Annotated in this window: 21 protein-coding genes, 1 tRNA gene and 1 riboswitch; of the genes, 9 read left to right on the top strand and 13 right to left on the bottom strand. The window is 59.3% G+C overall.

What is annotated here, in order from left to right:
• The first annotated feature begins 105 nt into the window (after positions 1–105).
• A tRNA-Lys gene (locus J5Y17_RS01445) sits at positions 106–181 on the top strand.
• Between the two features lie 167 nt (positions 182–348).
• Here the strand turns inward: J5Y17_RS01445 and nqrF are convergent.
• Genes nqrF through J5Y17_RS01415 form a run of 6 tightly spaced genes read right to left on the bottom strand, consistent with a single transcriptional unit; the run spans position 349 to position 6,201 of the window.
• Positions 349–1,572 (bottom strand): NADH:ubiquinone reductase (Na(+)-transporting) subunit F, encoded by a 1,224-nt coding sequence (nqrF, locus tag J5Y17_RS01440; RefSeq protein ID WP_219783420.1) that lies wholly within the window; start codon positions 1,570–1,572, stop codon positions 349–351.
• Positions 1,573–1,587: 15 nt separating this feature from the next.
• Positions 1,588–2,196: an NADH:ubiquinone reductase (Na(+)-transporting) subunit E gene (gene nqrE, locus J5Y17_RS01435; protein ID WP_066601138.1), complete on the bottom strand. Its 609-nt coding sequence runs from the start codon at positions 2,194–2,196 to the stop codon at positions 1,588–1,590.
• Positions 2,196–2,849 (bottom strand): NADH:ubiquinone reductase (Na(+)-transporting) subunit D, encoded by a 654-nt coding sequence (locus tag J5Y17_RS01430; RefSeq protein WP_219783419.1) that lies wholly within the window; start codon positions 2,847–2,849, stop codon positions 2,196–2,198. Before J5Y17_RS01430 ends, nqrE begins: the two co-directional genes overlap by 1 nt.
• Positions 2,849–3,661 (bottom strand): Na(+)-translocating NADH-quinone reductase subunit C, encoded by an 813-nt coding sequence (locus J5Y17_RS01425; RefSeq protein ID WP_219783418.1) that lies wholly within the window; start codon positions 3,659–3,661, stop codon positions 2,849–2,851. The genes J5Y17_RS01430 and J5Y17_RS01425 overlap by 1 nt, the downstream gene beginning before the upstream one ends.
• Positions 3,654–4,853: an NADH:ubiquinone reductase (Na(+)-transporting) subunit B gene (locus J5Y17_RS01420; RefSeq protein ID WP_219783417.1), complete on the bottom strand. Its 1,200-nt coding sequence runs from the start codon at positions 4,851–4,853 to the stop codon at positions 3,654–3,656. The genes J5Y17_RS01425 and J5Y17_RS01420 overlap by 8 nt, the downstream gene beginning before the upstream one ends.
• Positions 4,854–4,857: 4 nt before the next feature.
• Positions 4,858–6,201, bottom strand: coding sequence for a Na(+)-translocating NADH-quinone reductase subunit A (locus J5Y17_RS01415; protein ID WP_219783416.1), 1,344 nt, complete (start codon positions 6,199–6,201; stop codon positions 4,858–4,860).
• A gap of 169 nt (positions 6,202–6,370) precedes the next feature.
• Here J5Y17_RS01415 and J5Y17_RS01410 point away from each other — a divergent pair, with 169 nt between their 5' ends.
• A complete protein-coding gene (locus tag J5Y17_RS01410) occupies positions 6,371–7,402 on the top strand; it encodes an FAD:protein FMN transferase (RefSeq protein ID WP_370628813.1) in 1,032 nt (343 codons plus the stop codon).
• Between the two features lie 29 nt (positions 7,403–7,431).
• Positions 7,432–7,671: a (Na+)-NQR maturation NqrM gene (nqrM, locus tag J5Y17_RS01405; protein ID WP_219783415.1), complete on the top strand. Its 240-nt coding sequence runs from the start codon at positions 7,432–7,434 to the stop codon at positions 7,669–7,671.
• Positions 7,672–7,689: 18 nt separating this feature from the next.
• Here the strand turns inward: nqrM and J5Y17_RS01400 are convergent, their stop codons facing one another.
• On the bottom strand, positions 7,690–7,887 hold the full coding sequence (locus J5Y17_RS01400; protein WP_219783651.1) for a hypothetical protein: 198 nt from the start codon (positions 7,885–7,887) through the stop codon (positions 7,690–7,692).
• A gap of 78 nt (positions 7,888–7,965) precedes the next feature.
• Between J5Y17_RS01400 and J5Y17_RS01395 the strand changes: the two genes are divergently transcribed.
• The 5 genes from J5Y17_RS01395 to tenA all read left to right on the top strand — a co-directional run bounded on the left by J5Y17_RS01395 (position 7,966) and on the right by tenA (position 11,645).
• The gene (locus tag J5Y17_RS01395; RefSeq protein ID WP_219783414.1) at positions 7,966–8,487 is read left to right on the top strand and encodes a CBS domain-containing protein; all 522 of its coding nucleotides are present in this window, start codon (positions 7,966–7,968) and stop codon (positions 8,485–8,487) included.
• A gap of 114 nt (positions 8,488–8,601) precedes the next feature.
• Positions 8,602–8,698: riboswitch (TPP riboswitch) on the top strand.
• Positions 8,699–8,759: 61 nt separating this feature from the next.
• A complete protein-coding gene (gene thiM / locus J5Y17_RS01390; RefSeq protein ID WP_219783635.1) occupies positions 8,760–9,548 on the top strand; it encodes a hydroxyethylthiazole kinase in 789 nt (262 codons plus the stop codon).
• A complete protein-coding gene (thiE, locus tag J5Y17_RS01385) occupies positions 9,545–10,168 on the top strand; it encodes a thiamine phosphate synthase (protein ID WP_219783413.1) in 624 nt (207 codons plus the stop codon). The genes thiM and thiE overlap by 4 nt, the downstream gene beginning before the upstream one ends.
• Positions 10,165–10,968 (top strand): bifunctional hydroxymethylpyrimidine kinase/phosphomethylpyrimidine kinase, encoded by an 804-nt coding sequence (thiD, locus tag J5Y17_RS01380; RefSeq protein ID WP_219783412.1) that lies wholly within the window; start codon positions 10,165–10,167, stop codon positions 10,966–10,968. The genes thiE and thiD overlap by 4 nt, the downstream gene beginning before the upstream one ends.
• Positions 10,965–11,645 carry a thiaminase II gene (tenA, locus tag J5Y17_RS01375; RefSeq protein ID WP_219783411.1) on the top strand — a complete coding sequence of 227 codons (681 nt, stop codon included), beginning with the start codon at positions 10,965–10,967 and terminating at the stop codon, positions 11,643–11,645. The genes thiD and tenA overlap by 4 nt, the downstream gene beginning before the upstream one ends.
• Before the next feature lie 3 nt (positions 11,646–11,648).
• Here tenA and J5Y17_RS01370 read toward each other — a convergent pair whose 3' ends face one another.
• From J5Y17_RS01370 to J5Y17_RS01345, 6 genes are read right to left on the bottom strand one after another with little or no spacing between them, the layout of a single operon-like run.
• On the bottom strand, positions 11,649–12,110 hold the full coding sequence (locus J5Y17_RS01370) for an HAD family acid phosphatase (protein ID WP_219783410.1): 462 nt from the start codon (positions 12,108–12,110) through the stop codon (positions 11,649–11,651).
• Positions 12,107–12,646, bottom strand: a complete 540-nt coding sequence (locus J5Y17_RS01365) for a histidine phosphatase family protein (RefSeq protein WP_219783409.1) — start codon at positions 12,644–12,646, stop codon at positions 12,107–12,109. The genes J5Y17_RS01370 and J5Y17_RS01365 overlap by 4 nt, the downstream gene beginning before the upstream one ends.
• Positions 12,643–13,659 (bottom strand): MBL fold metallo-hydrolase, encoded by a 1,017-nt coding sequence (locus tag J5Y17_RS01360; protein WP_255571777.1) that lies wholly within the window; start codon positions 13,657–13,659, stop codon positions 12,643–12,645. Before J5Y17_RS01360 ends, J5Y17_RS01365 begins: the two co-directional genes overlap by 4 nt.
• A 51-nt stretch (positions 13,660–13,710) precedes the next feature.
• Complete coding sequence (locus tag J5Y17_RS01355; protein WP_219783407.1) at positions 13,711–14,751, bottom strand: ABC transporter ATP-binding protein; 1,041 nt, start codon at positions 14,749–14,751, stop codon at positions 13,711–13,713.
• Positions 14,739–16,442, bottom strand: a complete 1,704-nt coding sequence (locus J5Y17_RS01350; RefSeq protein ID WP_219783406.1) for an iron ABC transporter permease — start codon at positions 16,440–16,442, stop codon at positions 14,739–14,741. The genes J5Y17_RS01355 and J5Y17_RS01350 overlap by 13 nt, the downstream gene beginning before the upstream one ends.
• A complete protein-coding gene (locus J5Y17_RS01345) occupies positions 16,442–17,410 on the bottom strand; it encodes an ABC transporter substrate-binding protein (protein WP_219783405.1) in 969 nt (322 codons plus the stop codon). The genes J5Y17_RS01350 and J5Y17_RS01345 overlap by 1 nt, the downstream gene beginning before the upstream one ends.
• 180 nt (positions 17,411–17,590) lie before the next feature.
• Here J5Y17_RS01345 and J5Y17_RS01340 point away from each other — a divergent pair, with 180 nt between their 5' ends.
• A complete protein-coding gene (locus tag J5Y17_RS01340) occupies positions 17,591–18,358 on the top strand; it encodes a DeoR/GlpR family DNA-binding transcription regulator (protein WP_219783404.1) in 768 nt (255 codons plus the stop codon).
• Positions 18,359–18,368: the final 10 nt, after the last annotated feature.

Raw genomic sequence — 18,368 nt, 5'->3', positions numbered from 1 at the left:
TATAAACCTTGTCGGAACCTTTTCCAAGAAAATCTCAGTTTTCCGCTTGACGCTCCTGACCCACGACATTAAACCCCGCCGCACAGCCGATGAGGCTGAGAGAGTGGGCCGTTAGCTCAGTTGGTAGAGCAACTGACTTTTAATCAGTGGGTCGCAGGTTCGAATCCTGCACGGCTCACCACTTTCTTCCTAGATCGAAGACAAAAAGCCGCGAGACATCAGTCTGGCGGCTTTTGTTTTGCTTGTCTGGCGACTCATCTCCCAAAGTTCCCAAGGCTCAAAACGAAAACTGCCGCCAAAACCCCACTGGGCTTGGCGGCAGTTCGTTATTTCAGGCCCTTGGCGGGGTTACCCCCCGAAGTCATCAAGCATGATGTCTTCGCGGTCCACGCCGAGATCCAACAGCATGTTGATCACGGATTGGTTCATGATGGGCGGGCCACACATGTAATATTCGCAATCTTCAGGCGCCGGGTGATTCTTGAGGTATTCTTCAAACAGCACATTGTGGATGAAGCCGGTGTAACCGCCCCAATCGTCCTCCGGCAGGGCGTCAGAGAGCGCCACGTGCCAGGTGAAGTTCGGGAATTCCTTGGCCAGTTCGTCGAAGTCCTCAACAAAGAACATCTCACGTTTCGAACGCGCGCCGTACCAGAAGGTGATCTTGCGGTCGCGATTCTCGAGGCGTTTGAGCTGATCGAAGATATGCGAGCGCATCGGCGCCATGCCCGCACCGCCGCCGATGAAAACCATTTCCTTTTTGGTGTCGCGCGCAAAGAATTCGCCGAACGGACCGGAAATCGTGACCTTGTCACCGGGTTTGAGGTTGAAGATGTAGGACGACATCAGACCCGGCGGGATACCTTCGGAACGCGGCGGCGGCGAGGCGACGCGGACGTTGAGCATGATCATGCCCTTCTCATCCGGGTAGTTCGCCATCGAATAGGCGCGCTCGATCGGCTCGGTGACGGTCGATTCGTACTGCCAGAGGTTAAACTTGTCCCAGTCTTCGCGATATTCTTCCTCGATATCGAAATCCTTATAGGACAATTTGTGCGCGGGCGCTTCGATCTGGATATAGCCACCAGCGCGGAAGTTCACATCCTCGCCTTCGGGCAGGTCCAGAACCAGCGCCTTGATGAAGGTCGCCACGTTGTGGTTTGAGCGCACGGTGCACTCCCACTTTTTAACGCCGAAGACCTCTTCGGGCACTTCGATCTCCATATCCTGCTTTACCGCCACCTGACAGGACAGGCGGTCGCCACAGGCGGCCTCACGCTTGGTGATATGGCTTTCCTCGGTCGGCAGGATAGACCCGCCGCCAGAATGGATGCGCACACGACACTGCGCACAGGTGCCGCCGCCGCCACAGGCCGACGGCACGAACAGCTTTTGGCCGGCCAGTGTCTGCAACAGCTTGCCACCGGCGGGGACGGAGATCGTCTTTTCACCATTGATGGTAATGTTGACGTTGCCGGAGCTCACAAGTTTGGAGCGCGCTGCCAGAATGACCGCAACGAGCGCGATCACGATCAGGGTAAAGAGCACAACGCCCAGACTGAATGTCATCATGGTTCTGGCCCTCCCTTACAGTTTCACGCCGGAGAAGGACATGAAGGCCATCGCCATCAGACCTGCGGTGATGAAGGTGATGCCAAGCCCCTGAAGCCCGTCCGGAATGTCCGAGTATTTCAGCTTTTCGCGCACACCGGCCATTGCAGTGATCGCCAGCGCCCAGCCAAAGCCCGAAGACAGACCGTAGGTGGCGGATTCAGCGAAGTTATAACCGCGCTCCACCATGAACAGAGAGCCGCCCATGATGGCACAGTTCACCGTGATCAGCGGAAGATAGACGCCAAGCGCGTTGTAAAGCGGTGGGAAATACTTATCGAGCACCATCTCTAGGATCTGCACCAGAGCCGCGATCACCCCGATGTAGGAGATCAGACCAAGGAAAGTCAGATCCACATCCGGGAAGCCAGCCCAAGCCAGCGCGCCGGGCGCCAAGAGTTTGGTCAGGATCAGGTTGTTGGCCGGCACGGTGAGCGCCTGCACCACCATCACGGAGATGCCGAGGCCCATCGCGGTCGAAATTTTCTTCGACACCGCGAGGAAGGTACACATGCCGAGAAAGAACGACAGCGCGAGGTTTTCAATAAAGACGGCCTTAACCGCGAGTGAAATGAGACCTTCCATCAGTGGCCCTCCACCGTCTGGATTTTATATTCACGCTCTTCGACCTGTTCCGGCTTCCACGTGCGCACGGCCCAGATGATCAGACCGATCACGAAGAAGGCCGAGGGCGGCAGGAGCAGAAGACCATTGGGCACATACCAGCCACCGTTGTTCACGGTTTCAAGGATGGTCACGCCCCACAGGGAACCAGAGCCGAAAAGCTCGCGGATCACGGAGACAACCATCAACAAAAGCCCATAACCAAGCCCGTTGCCGACGCCGTCGATGAAACTCGCAATCGGAGGGTTCTTCATCGCGAAGGCCTCTGCGCGGCCCATCACGATACAGTTGGTGATGATCAGGCCCACGAACACGGAAAGCGTCTTGGAAATCTCATAGGCGTAGGCCTTGAGCACTTGGTCGACGAGGATCACGAGAGAGGCGATCACGACCATCTGAACGATGATGCGGATCGAGCTCGGGATTTGGTTGCGCAACATCGAGATGAACATCGACGAAAACCCGGTCACTAGCGTCACAGCCAGCGCCATGACGAAAGCCACCTGCATCGAGGAGGTCACAGCAAGTGCCGAGCAGATGCCCAGAACCTGCAAAGTGATCGGGTTGTCGTCGACCAACGGGTCGATCAGTTGCGAACGATATGTCTGTGCCATCAGTTCACCTCTCCTGCTTGCAGATGCTCAAGGAAGCTGCCGTAGCCGGCCTCCCCCATCCAGAACCGCACAAGGTTATCCACCCCGCGCGAGGTCAGCGTCGCGCCTGCAAGCGCGTCCACATAGTAATCCGTGCCTTCAGGCGGCGGCGTTTTCGCCACTGTGATCGCGAGATCACCATCCTCGGCAAAGAGTTTCTTGCCGTTCCAGAGCGCTTTCCAACGCGGGTTGTCCACCTCGGCCCCCAGACCCGGCGTCTCGCCGTGCTGGTAGAATTGCAGGCCGAAAATGTCGTTGCCGTTCTCTTCGAGCGCAATGAAACCATAGAGCGTGGACCAAAGTCCGTAGCCCTCGATCGGCATCACAACCTTGTCGAGCGCCCCGCTGTCGTCGCGCAGCAGATAGACGAGGCGGTAAGCCTGCATCTGACCGCCGAGACCGGCAGGGTCTTCGTCAATCGGGCGCATGATCGATGGGTCTCTGGCATCAGCCAGCGCATCGAATTCGGAGGTCTCGAAGGCATCGGTGAATTCACCCGTCGAGAGATCGAGCACATGCGGCTCGAATGCCTCGAAAGCCTCGTTCACGGGGGTGTTTTCGTCATAAACGCCCGCAACCTGAAGAATATTGATCCGCTTGTCGCGCAGCTTGTTCTCGTCCTGAATCGGGCGCAGCGCCACAGCGGCGGCAGACACGACCATTGAGGCCACGAGACAGAGCGCCACGGCGACGAACACCGTCTTTCCCACACTGTCCGGCGGCGCGTCGAGGAAACGACGGATCAAGCCTTTGTTTTCATTCGCTTCAGACATTGCGCTTGGCCCTCCGTTTGATGTTGGCCTGCACGACGAAATAGTCGATCAGCGGCGCAAACACGTTGCCGAAGAGGATGGCGAGCATCATGCCTTCGGGGAACGCCGGGTTCACCACGCGGATCATCACGACCATAAAGCCAATGAGCGCGCCGTAGATGTAACGCCCCATGTTGGTATGCGCACCGGACACAGGTTCGGTCACCATAAAGGCGAGACCAAAGGCAAAGCCGCCGGTCACCAGATGCCAATACCACGGCATCGCGAACATCGGATTCGTGTCGGAGCCGATAAAGTTCAAGAGACCGGAGAAGGCCATCATCCCGGCCATACAGCCGATGATCAGGCGATAGTTGGCGATCTTGGTCAGCAACAGGAATGCGAGGCCGATCATACAGGCGATGGTCGAGGTTTCGCCCAGCGAGCCCTGGATCGTGCCGACAAAAGCATCCATCCAGCTGATGCCATGTGCCGCAAAAGCGCCGACACCCTCAGAGGCGCCAATGGCCAAAGCCGTCGCACCGGAGAAGCCATCGACAGGCGTCCAGATCGAGTCGCCCGACATGCTGGCCGGATACGCGAAGTACAGGAACGCGCGGCCCACAAGTGCGGGGTTGAGAAAGTTCTTGCCCGTGCCGCCGAAGACCTCTTTGCCGATCACGACACCGAAAATGATGCCCAAAGCCACCATCCACAAAGGCGTCGAGGCGGGCATGATCAGCGTGTAAAGCATGGAGGTCACGAGGAAACCCTCGTTCACCTCATGGCCGCGCACGACCGCAAAGATCACTTCGAAAATCCCGCCCGCGACCAGCGTCACGATGTAAATCGGCAGGAAGTACAAAAGCCCATGCGCCATGTTGGCCAGCACATTGTTAGGATTGAAGCCAATTCCTAGCGCCTCGATGATCGCCGCACGCCAGCCCGAGGGACCGTATTCAGCAATCGCCATATTGGTCTGAAGACCGGTGTTATAAAGCGCAAAGAGGATCGTCGGGATCGTTGCGATGACCACGTAGGTCATGATCCGCTTCATATCGACATAAGACCGCGCGTGGGGCGCGACGGTGGTGACCGTTTTCGGTGTATAAAGAAGACTTTCCACCATCTCGTAGACGGAGAAATACTTCTCATACTTGCCGCCTTTTTCGAAATGCGGCTCGATCCGGTCGAAGAAATTGCGAAGACCCAAAGCCTTACCCCTCCTTCTCGATCTTGGTGAGGCTATCGCGAAGCGCGAGGCCGTATTCATATTTCGCCGGGCAGGCAAAGCCGCAAAGCGCGACGTCTTCCTCGTCCAGCTCAAGAGCGCCCAGCGCCTGCGCTTGGTCCGTATCCATCACGAGAAGCGCGCGCAAAAGCTGCGTCGGCAGGAAATCCTGCGGCATCAGCTCTTCGAAAGTGCCCAGCGGCACCATGGCACGACGCCCGCCGTTGAGGTTCGACGTCAGCGCATAAAGCTTTTTGGAGAACGCAGAGCCCAGCACCGGCTGGAATGCATATTTCGACGGCATCGGGCGAATCCAGCCCATCGGGATTTGCTTGCGATCCTCTTCGATCAGGGTGATCTGCCGAGCATAGCGCCCAAGATAGCCGGTCTGCCCCGCGCCCGCACGTCCGCTCAGAATCGAACCGGAGATCACGCGGATCGGCGTATCGGTTTTCAGATCTCCGGCACAAAGATCCTCCATCGACGCCCCCGCAATCGTGCGGACAAGGCGCGGATTGGAACACAACGGACCGGAAAGAGCGATGATTCGGCTGGAATCGAGCTTGCCGGTCAACATCAGTTTCCCGATGGCAATCACGTCATGATACCCGATGGTCCAAACAATTTTCGACGCCGACGGCGGCTCGAGGAAATGCATGTGCGTCCCCGCGAGACCGGCTGGGTGCGGACCCGAGAACCCAACAGCCGTGATGCCCGCGAGATCGCTGCCCGGAATGTCCGCACCGTTCTCTTGGCAGAGATAGGTCTTACCCTCGGTCAGAAGCGCAACAGCTTGAAGGCCGCGCGCAAAGGCCTCGGCATCTTCCTTGATGATCAGCGTTGCATCGCCGCAGAGCGGCTCGCTGTCCATCGCAGTCACATAGATCGCGGCCGGCGCTGTATCCGGCGCGGGCACCTTGGAGTAGGGACGCGTGCGGAACGAAGTCCAAAGCCCGGAAGCGCAAAGTTTTTCCGTCACACCCGCAGCGGAGCTGTCATCACCGACTTGTGAAAAGTCGACCGGCTCTGCGGCTGTCGGGTCCACCTCGATTTCGACGGAAACGAGAACACGGCGAGCGCCGCGATTGATCGCCTTGATTCGACCGGACACAGGTGCGGTCACCTGAACCTCCGGCGTGTCCTTATGCGCCAGAACCGGAGCACCAGCGGCAATCACGTCTCCTTCTTCCACCGCCAAACGCGGTTTCAGACCGAGATAATCTTGCCCCAGCACGGCGACGGTTCGGACCGTTGCTGCCTCTTCGATCCTGGCGTCAGGTGCGCCGAGCACCGGAACGTCGAGACCCTTATTCAACACATGTTGCTGCACGTCTTTTAAGCCCTGTCCATTTTCCGGCTACCTTATGCGATAATGAGCCACGGTTTGGAAGGCTTCCGAGTGCAGTTCTTTTACTTTAGTGTTGAACCCAATGTCATTCTGCCGCAGAAGCATGCAGAACACCGCAGATTGAAACATCGCAGCTTAGTGGAGCAGCCTCGTGTCCGACTCTTTCCTCCTTTCTCGCCGTAGCTTTCTGGTCATGCCGATCTGTCTGGCCGCCTGCAAGAAAGGGTGGTCCGTTCTGGAACTCACCGGCCTCACGATGGGCACCAGCTATTCCATCGTCGCCGTCGACCACACCAAAGACGTGAACAAGGCCGAGTTGCAGAAAGCCGTCGATCTGGCGCTTGCCAAGGTCAACACCCAGATGTCGAACTGGGATGCGTCCTCTGAGATTTCCCGTTTCAACGCCGCCTCCGCTGGTGACACGCTGACCGTTTCCCCCGAGCTTGAGCATGTGATGCTCGCTGCCGGACACGTGCATGACGCCTCCGAAGGCCGCTTTGACGTCACCGTTGGCTCGCTCATCGATCTCTGGGGCTTTGGCGCAAACGGCACCCGCATGGATGCGCCGAGTGACGCACAAATCGCCAACGCCATGGCGCGCAGCGGCCAGTCGCGTTCGCTGGAAGTCGAAAACGGCGCCCTCACCAAGATGAACGACGGCGCAGAAGTTTACCTGTCCGCCATCGGCAAAGGCTTCGGCGTCGATCAGGTCGCGCGCACGCTCAAAAGCTTTGGCATCACCGATTACATGGTCGAGATTGGCGGCGATCTCTACACCGCTGGCCGTAACCCGGAAGGCAAAGCCTGGCAGATCGGTATCGAGACGCCCGAAGCCTTTGATCGCGGCGTAGCACAGGTTGTCGGCGTCTCCGACATGGGCATGGCCACCTCTGGCGACTACCGCAACTTCTTCGAAGTCGACGGCCAGCGTTATTCCCACATCATCGACGCCACCACCGGCCGTCCTGTGACCCACAACACCGCCTCCGTCACCGTGATGACCGAGAACGCGATGCTGGCGGACGCTTGGGCCACCGCGCTTTTGGTGCTGGGTCGCGAACGTGGTCTCGAGATCGCAAATCAACGTGATCTCGCGGTTCTGTTCATTGACCATGTCGTGAAAGACGGCGAGCATGGCCGCGTGAGCTATGCTTCGGACAAGTTCACCGCGCTGACCGCGTGATCTGACGGAATTTCTACAGGGGTCGATCCATGTCAACGTTCATTCTCGCCTTTGGGCTTCTTTTGATTGTGATGGCTGGCATGGCGCTTGGCGTAATGTTCAGCGGGCGCACCATCAAAGGCAGCTGCGGCGGTCTGAACGCCGTCGAAGGGGCGGATCATTGTCTGGTCTGCAAGAAAGAGATCGACCCGAACAGCCCGCTTCGCGAACGCCTTGCCTGTCCACGCGCGCGCAAAATGCTCGATGAGATGGAAGAAGGCGCCGCCTGAGGCGTCTTTTTTTGGCTCTTAGGCCTTGATCGGCACCAGCCCCAGAACCAGCAAAATCACCGCCGCGATCAGCCCGAAAAGCCAAAGCTGAGATCGCGGCCCTTCGGCTTTCCAGACAGAGCGATAGCGATAGCCCGCGAGACAGGCGATCACAAACAGGATCGTGGCCATCAGCGGGGAAAGCGTCAGCGGTGATCCGGTCAGCTGTTCAATCAAGACGGGTCTCCCGGTCGGAAAAAGTTTACTTAGGCTTGAATTCCTCTACGCTGAAAGACAGTTCAGGGAGGATTCAACATGCCAGCTTCTTATACCCCAAAGACCCGAGGCGCCATGGCAGACAAGCACAGCCATAGCCAAACCGTCCAGACCAACATGTCCGCAGCGCAGGCGACCGTCGGCGATGTGTTGGCGACGAAAGGCGGCGACGTCATCGCCATTCGCCCTCAGGACACCGTGCAACATGCCGTTGAGATCATGAGCGAAAATCGCATCGGCGTCGTTCTGGTCAAAGACGCCCAAGGTGCGCTTTGCGGCATTCTGTCCGAACGCGATATCGTGCGGCAACTGGCGCAAACACCGGGTCAAACCCTGCCCAAAACCGTCGACGCGCTCATGACGACAGAGCTTAAGACCACCACAACGGATGAGACGCTTGTCACTGTGCTGCGCCGCATGACCGACGGGCGTTTCCGCCACTTGCCGGTGATGGAAGGCGAGACCCTGATCGGGCTGATTTCCATCGGAGATGTGGTGAATTACCGCCTAACCGCGCTGGAATATGAGGCTTTGCAACTCAAACAGTTGATTGTCGGCTAAGACCAAAATCCTCCGCAAAATATCCGCCCGTCGAACCAACCGCGTTCGGCGGGCCATTCCATTCCCGCGATCTCCCCACTTGACGTGCCCGACAAGGAATGCGAGCAATCCCGAAGTGAGCGACAGGGGCGCTCGGGGACACCCGGGCTGAGACGAACCCTTAGAACCTGAACCGGATAATGCCGGCGGAGGGAGGCGCGTGAGAGAAAACGGGCCTCCAGTCGGTCGCGCCTTCTCTTTCGATCTCCTCGCCTGCAATGGAGGAGATCATGATGGACCAACCGGGCCTAAACCTTACCAAAATGCGCGAAACCGCGCCCTTGGTGCAGAACATCACCAATTACGTCGCCATGAATGTCATGGCCAACATTATGCTGGCCGCAGGCGCCTCGCCTGCCATGGTGCATGCACGCGAGGAAGCCACCGAATTCACCGCCCTCGCGCAGGCTTTGACCATCAATATAGGAACTCCCTCGCTGGCATGGGCGGAAGCGATGATAGAGGCCGCAAGCACCGCGCATCGGCTGGGTAAGCCTTGGGTCTTTGATCCTGTCGCCGTCGGCGCGACCGGCTATCGTCGCGACCTCGGCGTGCGTCTTTTGGCCTGCAAACCCACGGTCATTCGCGGCAATGCCTCTGAAATTCTAGCACTGGCCGGAGCGCAAACTGCGGGCAAAGGCGCCGATGCAGCCGATAGTGTCGAGGCCGCCAAGGACGCCGCTCGCGATCTGGCCCGCCAAACCGGTGCGGTTGTTGCGGTCACGGGTCCGGTTGATATCGTCACCGACGGTGAGCGCATCGCGGAAATTGCCAATGGTCACCCGATGATGCCCCGCGTCACTGTTCTAGGATGTTCCCTGACCGGGATCGTCGCCGCCTTTCTGGTCGACCAAGACCCGTTTGAGGCCACGATCGCCGCCCTCGCCTATTATGCGCTGGCCGGAGAGATGGCAGGCCGCGAATCCAAAGGCCCCGCCTCCTTCCAAACCGCCTTCATCGATGCGCTTTATGGCATGACCCCCGAGGCGCTCGACAATGGCGCAAGGATCACTCTGCGATGAGCGCTCTCGATATTCCTCCGCTCTGCTTCATTACCGAACCGGCCACGCCCGAGGCAATGATCGAACAAAGCATCGCCGCCGCCAAAGGAGGCGCCGGATGGGTGCAGCTGCGACACAAGACCCTGCCGGACGCAGAGTTCGCCGATCTCGCCCGGACCCTGATGACCGCCTTAAAGCCGCTTGGCGCCAAGCTCCTGATTAATGACCGCGTGGAGGTGGCCATCGCCGTCAAAGCGCCGGGACTGCATGTCGGCCAAAGTGACGGAAGCCCCGCCGACATCCGGCGTCGGATCGGCCCGGACATGATCCTCGGCCTCTCCGTCGAGACCAAGGATCAACTCTCGGCCATTCCCTCTGGTGTCGATTACCTCGGTGTTGGGCCAATCCGGGCGACCGGCTCGAAACCCGATCACGCCGCCCCCATCGGTCTAGATGGGTTCGCGGGCATTGTATCGCTAACGTCGCTGCCCTGTCTCGCCATCGGCGGGGTGACCCATCACGACGCCGCAGCGATCAAACACTCCGGCGGCGCCGGATTGGCGGTGATTTCCGCCATCTCGAAGGCCGACAATATGGAGGCCGCAAGCCGCGATCTCCTCAACGCATGGAGGGACGCATGATCCCGAATATTCTCACCATCGCTGGCTCCGATTGCTCCGGCGGCGCCGGGATTCAGGCCGACATCAAGTCGATTTCCGCCAATGGCGGCTACGCGATGTCCGTCATCACCGCCATCACCGCGCAGAACACCCGTGGTGTGACTGGCGTCCAGCTTTGCCCAAAGGACTTTATCGCGGCACAGATCAAAGCCATCCGCCACGACATTCGCATTGATGCGATCAAAATCGGCATGCTGGGCGATGCCGCGATCACGCAAACCGTAGCGCATGGCATCTCTGATCTCGATTGCCCCGTGGTGCTCGACCCGGTGATGGTCGCGAAAGGCGGGGATCGGTTGTTGCAACAAAGCGCCGTCTCGGCCCTGCGCGCGGTTCTGGCGCAGGTCTCCGTGATCACCCCGAACCTGCCCGAGGCCGCCGATCTTCTCGACTGTTCCGAGGCCAAGACTGTGGACAACATGCGGGAGCAGGCTCACGCACTGCGCGCACTTGGTCCAAAGGCGGTTTTGCTCAAAGGCGGACATTTGAGCGGTTCTGAGAGCCCCGATCTGCTCGTCACGGAGGCCGGAGAAACCTGGCTCGAAAGCACGCGGATCGCGACGAAAAACACCCATGGAACCGGCTGCACCTATGCGTCTGCTCTGGCCACGTGGCTTGGTGCGGGGCTGAGCCTGCCGGAGGCCGCGAAACGTGCCAAATCCTACATCACATCCGCCATTACCCACGCGGACGAGCTGTCGGTCGGCGCGGGCCATGGCCCGGTGCATCACTTCTATTCCCTACAAGGACGTCAAATATGACCTTTACTCAAGAGCTGGCGCAAGAGACCCAAACCCTGCTCGATCAAATCCACGCCATGGCGTTCAACCGCGAATTGGCGTCAGGCACTTTGCCGCCGGAAACCTTTCAAGGCTACATCATTCAGGACGCCCATTACCTCGAAGGTTTCGCCCGCGCCCTGTCCCTTGCCGCCGCCAAATCCCCTGACGCACAGGCCGTGGCACAACTTGCCGGATCCGCCGCAGGGGCCATCGCCGTCGAACGCGGGTTGCACGGCCATTACATGGGCCTTTTCGGCATCACGACCGCCAGCTTTGAAGCAACAGATGTCTCAGCCGCCTGCGATCACTACGTGTCTTTCCTGTTGCGCACCGCCGCGATCGGGGAATTCCCCGAAGCCGTCGCGGCGCTTTTGCCCTGCTTCTGGATTTACCGCGATGTCGGCAAGGAAATCGCTGAAACCAGCCGCCCGGAAAACCCCTATGCCGAGTGGATCGCCACCTATTCCGGCGAGGCTTTCGACGAGAGCGTCACGCGCATGTTGGCGCTGACCGATCGCGTTGCAGCCGGGGCGAGTTCCGAGACACGCGCCCGGATGCATCATGCGTTCAAGCGCAGCTGCTGGCATGAATGGCGCTTTTGGGACAGTGCCTACAATGGCGAAAGCTGGAAAGAAATAGAGTCTAATCCAGCTTAAATCTTAAAAATCGCCCGGCGCGCATTGCAAACAGACAAGACCCTCTGCGCGCCAGGCCTCCACCACGGAACTGCGGTCATCAATGACGAGCCAAGGGGCCAAACCATCGGCTTTCATCTCCGCCAGAGCCCGGCGTTTGACCTCCGGATCACTGGCCTCGTCCTGATCCTCGGCCCGCAGGTAAATGCCATCAAACGGCAGGTCATGTTTGCGCAGCCAAGCCATCGTATGCTCGGCCCAACCCGCCGGTCGGCCGGAACAGATCACAATGGTCTCGCCGCTGCCTTTCAACCGGCGCAACAGCGTGGCGACAGGCGCAATCAACGGCGCGTCGGCCATGGCGTCATGAAACTCATCCCATTGCTTCTCAATCCCGTGCACGAGATGCCCGAGTTTCCCGGCATCGAACTCCGCCAAAGTCCCATCCACATCGAAAACCACACAGGGTTTGCCGAGGTTCGTCATAGCTCTGTCTCCTTGAAAATTTGACCCGACCGCGTGAACAACAGCGGCGTAGCATTGGGCGGCCGCGAGCCGACATGCCCTGTGGTCCAAAGCACCCGCGCGGCACGGATGACGCCGGAGTGACAGACCAGAACGGGCAAGGCGCCCTCGCTCGTGTCACAAATCTCGACAATCGCCTGCGCCACACGCGACAGCATATCGGGCCAGCTTTCGCCGCCTTCGGGCGTGGCCTCGCGATCCGGCTGCTCGCTCAAGGGCTGCCCCTCAAAAAGACCCCAATCCCGCTCACGCAAGCCGTCATGCAGGTCATAAGGCTGGTTGGGAAAGGCCAACTCACAGGTCTCGCGCGCCCGCGACATCGGACTAGTGTAGAGTACGATGCGCTCCGGCCACATGCGTTTGGACAGATCACGCGCCTGATCTCGCCCCCGTTCTGTCAGCAACACATCCGTGCGCCCGGCGATGATCTCATCGGCATTGGCCGTGGTCTCGCCATGGCGGATCAGGCAGAAACTTTTGGCGGGCAGAACACTCATAGTCGCACCGGATCGTGAAGGAAAATCTCCACGTCAAGATCCTCGACCAGATAGTCCTCTGGCTGGGCACAAAAGGCCGGCGCAAAGCGTTTTGCGCCCAATCGGTCAAGCATCTTGATCTGATCGCGCAGCGGTGGATGTACGTTCCAACGCTGAAAATACCCGCCAGGCACGGCACAAATTCCTCGGGCATGGGCGGTCATATGGCCGGTGAAAACGACATGCGCATCGCGTCCCAAACGCCCGCTTTCATTCCACGCCCGCACATAGCCCCAAGCCGCGCCGCCATCGGCATTCGGCGTGTCGCAAATGAGAAACCGCGCCTGTTCCATCGGGCCACGGTTCAGAAGCGGCGCGATCTCTTGCACCTCTGGGCTCAGGGTCTGACTGGCCAGCGCAGCACGCAAAGCGGACTGACACTCCGGGTCAAGCATGACGCTTTCCGTGCCATAGCGCCGGATCAGATGCAGCGCCATTTCACCGGCGCGTCCCGATGGCGGCACAGGCAAAAGCACTTGGCCATGCAGCCCATCAAGCAAAGCATCCAACGCCGCGAAACGCTCAGATTGAGGCACATCATCGAGGTGATAGGAGCAATCCAAAATGGCCGTCGCGGCGGGCGGCGGCAGATCGAGCGGGAACCAATCGGATTCTTCCGACCAATCGCCGGAATAGAACAGCCCCTCGCCCAGATCGAAATGCATCCAAACCCCGCCCATCGCATGACCATTACGCCCGGTGGTGAGTTTGACGCCGTGGATGAGGCTTTCACCGTGTTCGGGCAGCAGATGCACCTTGGCGGCGGGCGGCAGAGCCTTAGCAGTCTGCGCCGTCGCGTAGATCGGCAAGCCCGCCTCCACCGCATAGGACGCACCCCCGATATGATCGATGTGGTCATGAGTGATGAACACCGCCTCAGCGCCCTTGAGCCACTCGGGGTTGAAATGCGCATTCGCCTCGGGACCAAACCCGCAATCCAAAAGCCAGATCCGGTCGTCGATGGTGAGTTGCATGCAAGCGGGGCCCTTGTCCCCGATGCCGGAAAGAAGTCTTACGCTTTGCATTTAATCCTCGGAGAACGCCCAGGGGGTGGTGATGGTGAGCCCAAGCTGCGCGCCCACATCGAATTTCGCCCGCGTCTCGGCCAGCAGCCGAGTACCGCAGGCGGACACGGTTTCGAGGAGGTATTTGCCGCCCAGATAGGTGACCCGCGCCACCTTGGCGCGCAGATCGCCGGTCTCGGAAATCGATAGATTTTCAGGACGAAGACAGACATGGCTGACTTGGGACTGCGCATCGCTTTTGACGGCGATGCGTGTGCCCAGAATATGCGCGTGCAGTTGGATTTCATCGTGTTCAATCGCCTTCACAGGCACCACGGTGCCACGCCCGACAAATTCGGCGACAAAGCGGTTTTTCGGACGTTCATAGAGCGTCTGCGGTGTATCAAATTGCTGGATTAGACCCTGATTCATCACCGCGATACGATCCGCCATTGCCATGGCTTCGGCCTGATCATGAGTCACATAAACCATGGTCGCGCCGGTGCGTTTGTGGAAATCGGTGAACACCTCCTGCATTGACGCGCGCAGCGCGACGTCGAGATTGGCGAGCGGCTCATCCAGCAACACCGCGTCCGGCGCGGAGACCAGACAGCGCGCCAGAGCCACCCTTTGGCGCTGACCGCCAGACAGATCGGAGGGCATGCGATCTGCGTACTCGGTCAATCCGGTGGCGGCCAATGCGGCGTCCGTTTGCGCGGCGATCTCAGGTTTCGTCAGTTTGCGGATTTCGAGCGGATAGGACACGTTACGACGCACCGGCATATGCGGCCAGAGCGCGTAAGACTGGAACACAAAGCCAATGTTGCGCTCTTCGGGCGGGACCATTTTCGTTGCCGTCGCTACTTCCCGCGCGCCGATACGGATCGTGCCCGAACTGGGCATGTCGAAGCCCGCAAGCAGACGCAAAAGCGTTGTCTTTCCACACCCCGATGGACCCAGAAGGGCGATGAATTCGCCGTCTTCGAACCGGGTTGTGATGTCCTGAAGCGCAGGGGTGCCTGCGAAAACCTTCCCCAGAGACGTGATGTCTATGTCTGCCATGGAACCACTCCTTTCGGAAAACGACGCGAAAACAGCTGGATTAGGGTCATAAGAGCGATGACCACAAAGACGATGGTCATCGCCAGAGCGCTTGCCATCGCGGTTTCGCCGCTGTCGTCGAGATTGAAAATCACCACGCCCAGGGTCTCGGTGCCCGAAGACCACAACAGCGCGGAGACGGTGAGTTCATTGAACGCAGTGAGAAACACGAGGATTGCTCCGGCTGCTGCGGCGGGTGCCGAAAGCGGCAGGATCACATCACGCAGGCGCTGAAACAGACCCGCTCCCACCGATTGCGCGGCCTCGGCCATGGCCGGGTCGAGCTGTTTCAGGCTGGCTTGAACCGGGCGGAACATCACCGCGAAGAAGCGCGCGAGATAGGCAAGGAAAATGATCCAGATTGTGCCGTAGAGTGTCGCCTCGGTGAAAGGCAGCTTGATCAGAAGAAGGATCATCGCGATCGAGAGGACCACGCCGGGAAGCGCGTAAGGCAGGTCGAGCAGGCTGTCGAAAAGGCGCGAAAGGCGCGTGGGATGGCGCTCCATGAGCCACGCAAGCGGCAGGCAGATGATCATCAAAACGACAGCGGCCCCCAGCGCAAGGCTGAACGAATTGGCAAAGGCGCGCGCCGTCACGGGTTGGCGAAACAGAACTTCGCCCCATGAGGCAAACGTCATCGTGTCGAAGCGCAAAGGCACGCCGTAGGCGGGCACCAGTGAGGTCGCCAAGAGGCCAAACATCGGCAGGACCAGGATGACAAAGACCACAGCCCAGAGCAGGATTTCTACCGGCAAACGTGCCGAACCCAGCGGAATAGCCAGCGGACGGGAGGTCGAACCGACGAGATACACGTTCTGCCGACCTTGGAAAAATCGTTGCAGGAGAATGCCGACAATCGCCACCGCACCAATCAGCATCGCCAGCACGGAAACCTCGGCCAGCACTGTCGTGCCCATGCCCGCGAGCTTTTGATAGACCAGCGTCGGCAGCGTCACATAGCCCGCCGGAATGCCCAGCATCGCAGGGATGCCGAAATTGCCAAGCGCTGTGACAAAGGTGATGGCGGTGCCCGCGGCGAGACTCGGCAACGTCAGTGGCATAACCACCTGCCACCACGTCCGAAAGCCCCGCGCGCCGCTGATCCGAGCGGCTTCGACCACCTCTTGCGGAATGGCGCGCAGCCCCGCACGAAGCGTCAGAAAGATGATCGACATATGCTGAATGCCGAGCAGCAGAATGATGCCTTCGGGCGAATAAAGTGGCTGCGGCGCGCCCAAGGGCGGGGCAATGCCGAGGGTCTTCAACAGGACCGAAGACGGTCCCATGATTTGTGTCCAGGACAGCGCCGTGATCTGCGGCGGGATCATCATCGGGATCATCAGGCAAAAAACCAAAGCCGCCTTGGCGCGCAAATCGGTGAGCGCGACAAGAAAGGCAAAAGCCGCTCCCAAAACCACGGAGACCAAGGTGCCAAGACCCGCTGTGATCAGCGAATGTTTGAGCGCGTTTAGGGTCGAATCCTGCGCAAGAACGGATTTTACGAGCGACAGAGAGGGCGCGCCCTGATCCGTGACGCCCTCTATAAAAAGCCGCAGAACGGGTGCGAGCGTCAGGCAAAGCGCGAGGATCAGAATGGCGGAAAGCAGCCGGTATTCGGACCGGCTGCCTCCTTTTTGTAGGGCGGATTGCATTATTCTGCGCCGAACAGTTCGGTAAATTTCGCCTTGTTCTCTTCGGCATTGGCAAGCGCGTCAGCCGGGTCGAAGGCCATCAGCTTGATGTCTTCGCGCGCCGGGAAGCCAGCGGGGACGCCCATGCCATCACGCGCCGGGATGTAGCCCATGTCGAGAACCAGTTCCTGACCTTCTTGGCTCAGCACGAAGTCGACGAATTTCTCGGCGCCCTCGACGTTTTTGGCAGAGGACAGGATCGCGACCGGCTCGGTCACATAGGACACACCTTCCTCGGGGAAGACGAATTCAACCGGGGAGCCGTCCGCTTTGTTGCGGATTGCAAGGTAGTCAACGACCATGCCATAGGGCTTCTCGCCAGCGGCGACGGCTTTGAAGATGCCGCCATTGCCGCCCTGAGCGCGGGCCTCGTTGGCGGCGAGTTTGCCGTAGTAGTCCCAGCCGAGGTCCTGATCGCCCGTGAGCGTGGCAAGATGGATCAGCGCAGCGCCGGAATAGAGCGGCGACGGCATGGCGATCTGACCTTTGATCGACGCATCTTCGAGGTCTTTCCAAGAGGTCGGAGCGGTTTCAATACCGGTGTTGTAAACGATGCCGGTGGTGATCAGCTTCGTGGAGTAATAGTAGCCCTCCGGCGAGTAGAGCGCCGCGTCATAGTTGGTGGCTTCGGGCGATTGATAGGCGTGCAACAGACCCTCTTGCGCCATGCCCTCGAGCGTCACGGTGTCGGCGATCAAAAGCACGTCGGGTTGCGGATTGCCCGCTTCGATCTCGGCGAGCAGGCGGGCCATCAGTTTGGTGGTGCCGTCGCGCACCCACTCGACTTCGGTGCCGGGATTGGCGGCCATGAACGCATCGACAGTCTGCTGTGCATCGGCGTTCGGTTGCGAGGTATAGATGGTGATCGTGTCTGCCATGGCCGTGCTGGCCATAAGGGCAAAAGCGGTTGTGGTGAGGACGGTCTTCATGGGGCTCTCCTACGGTTTGGCCTGAAGATTTCGCTTTCGTTCGAAAGCATTGGACAGGGGTCTTATTTCCGCACCGAGCAACAATTTTGTGACAAAAACTTAACTTTTTTAATGATATTGCGCGAAAAAACGAAGCCGCCTAACCTTGATAAAACTCAAAGTCATTTTCGAAGGAAAATCATGAGACGTTTGGATTTGGGGGATCGGCGCGATCGTATCATCGCGCTTCTGTCGGAACACAGGGAGCTCTCTGCGGCGGAATTGTCCGACCGTCTGGGCGTGTCGGTTCAAACCATTCGCACGGATTTGCGCGATCTAGATGAGGCGGGATTGGTCCAGCGCCGCAACGGTGCCGCACGCCTCAGACAGCAAAGCGAAAACATCGGCTACCTGCCGCGTGAAAGCCTCTCACGCCAGGAAAAACAACGCATCGCCTTGGCCGCAAAGAACCTGATCCCGGATGGCAGCCGCGTGGCCTTGGGCACAGGAACCACGGTGGAACAGTGCGCACGGATGCTGGCCTCGCGCGAGAACCTGTTCATCGCCACCAATAGCATCCACGCCGTCTGCGCCCTGCAATCCGCGCCGGGGGTTTCGGTGGAAATGGCGGGCGGCACGGTGCGGATGCGGGACCTCGATTTGATCGGCGTGGCATCGCTTGAGTTTTTTGCAAACTACCGTGTGGATTTTGCGATTTTCAGCTGTGGCGGGCTGTCCCCAACGGGGGCCGTCATGGATTACAATTCCGAGGAAGTGACCGCCCGCAAAGCCATTTCCAAATGCGCCAAAACGACGATTCTAGTGGTGGATCGCGAGAAATATGATCTGGATTTGGCCTGTCAGCACGGGCGTCTTTGGGACTACAACATCGTCGTAACCGGTGCCCAGATCTCAGAGGATGTAAGACAAGCCTGCGACGCGCATCAGTGCCGGATCATTCAAGTTTGAAGGCCCTCCC

The sequence above is a fragment of the Celeribacter sp. PS-C1 genome (assembly GCF_019429625.1).
Lineage (GTDB): Bacteria > Pseudomonadota > Alphaproteobacteria > Rhodobacterales > Rhodobacteraceae > Celeribacter.
The sequence above is the reverse complement of the archived record's forward strand: the minus strand, read 5'-3'. Positions and strand labels throughout refer to the sequence as shown.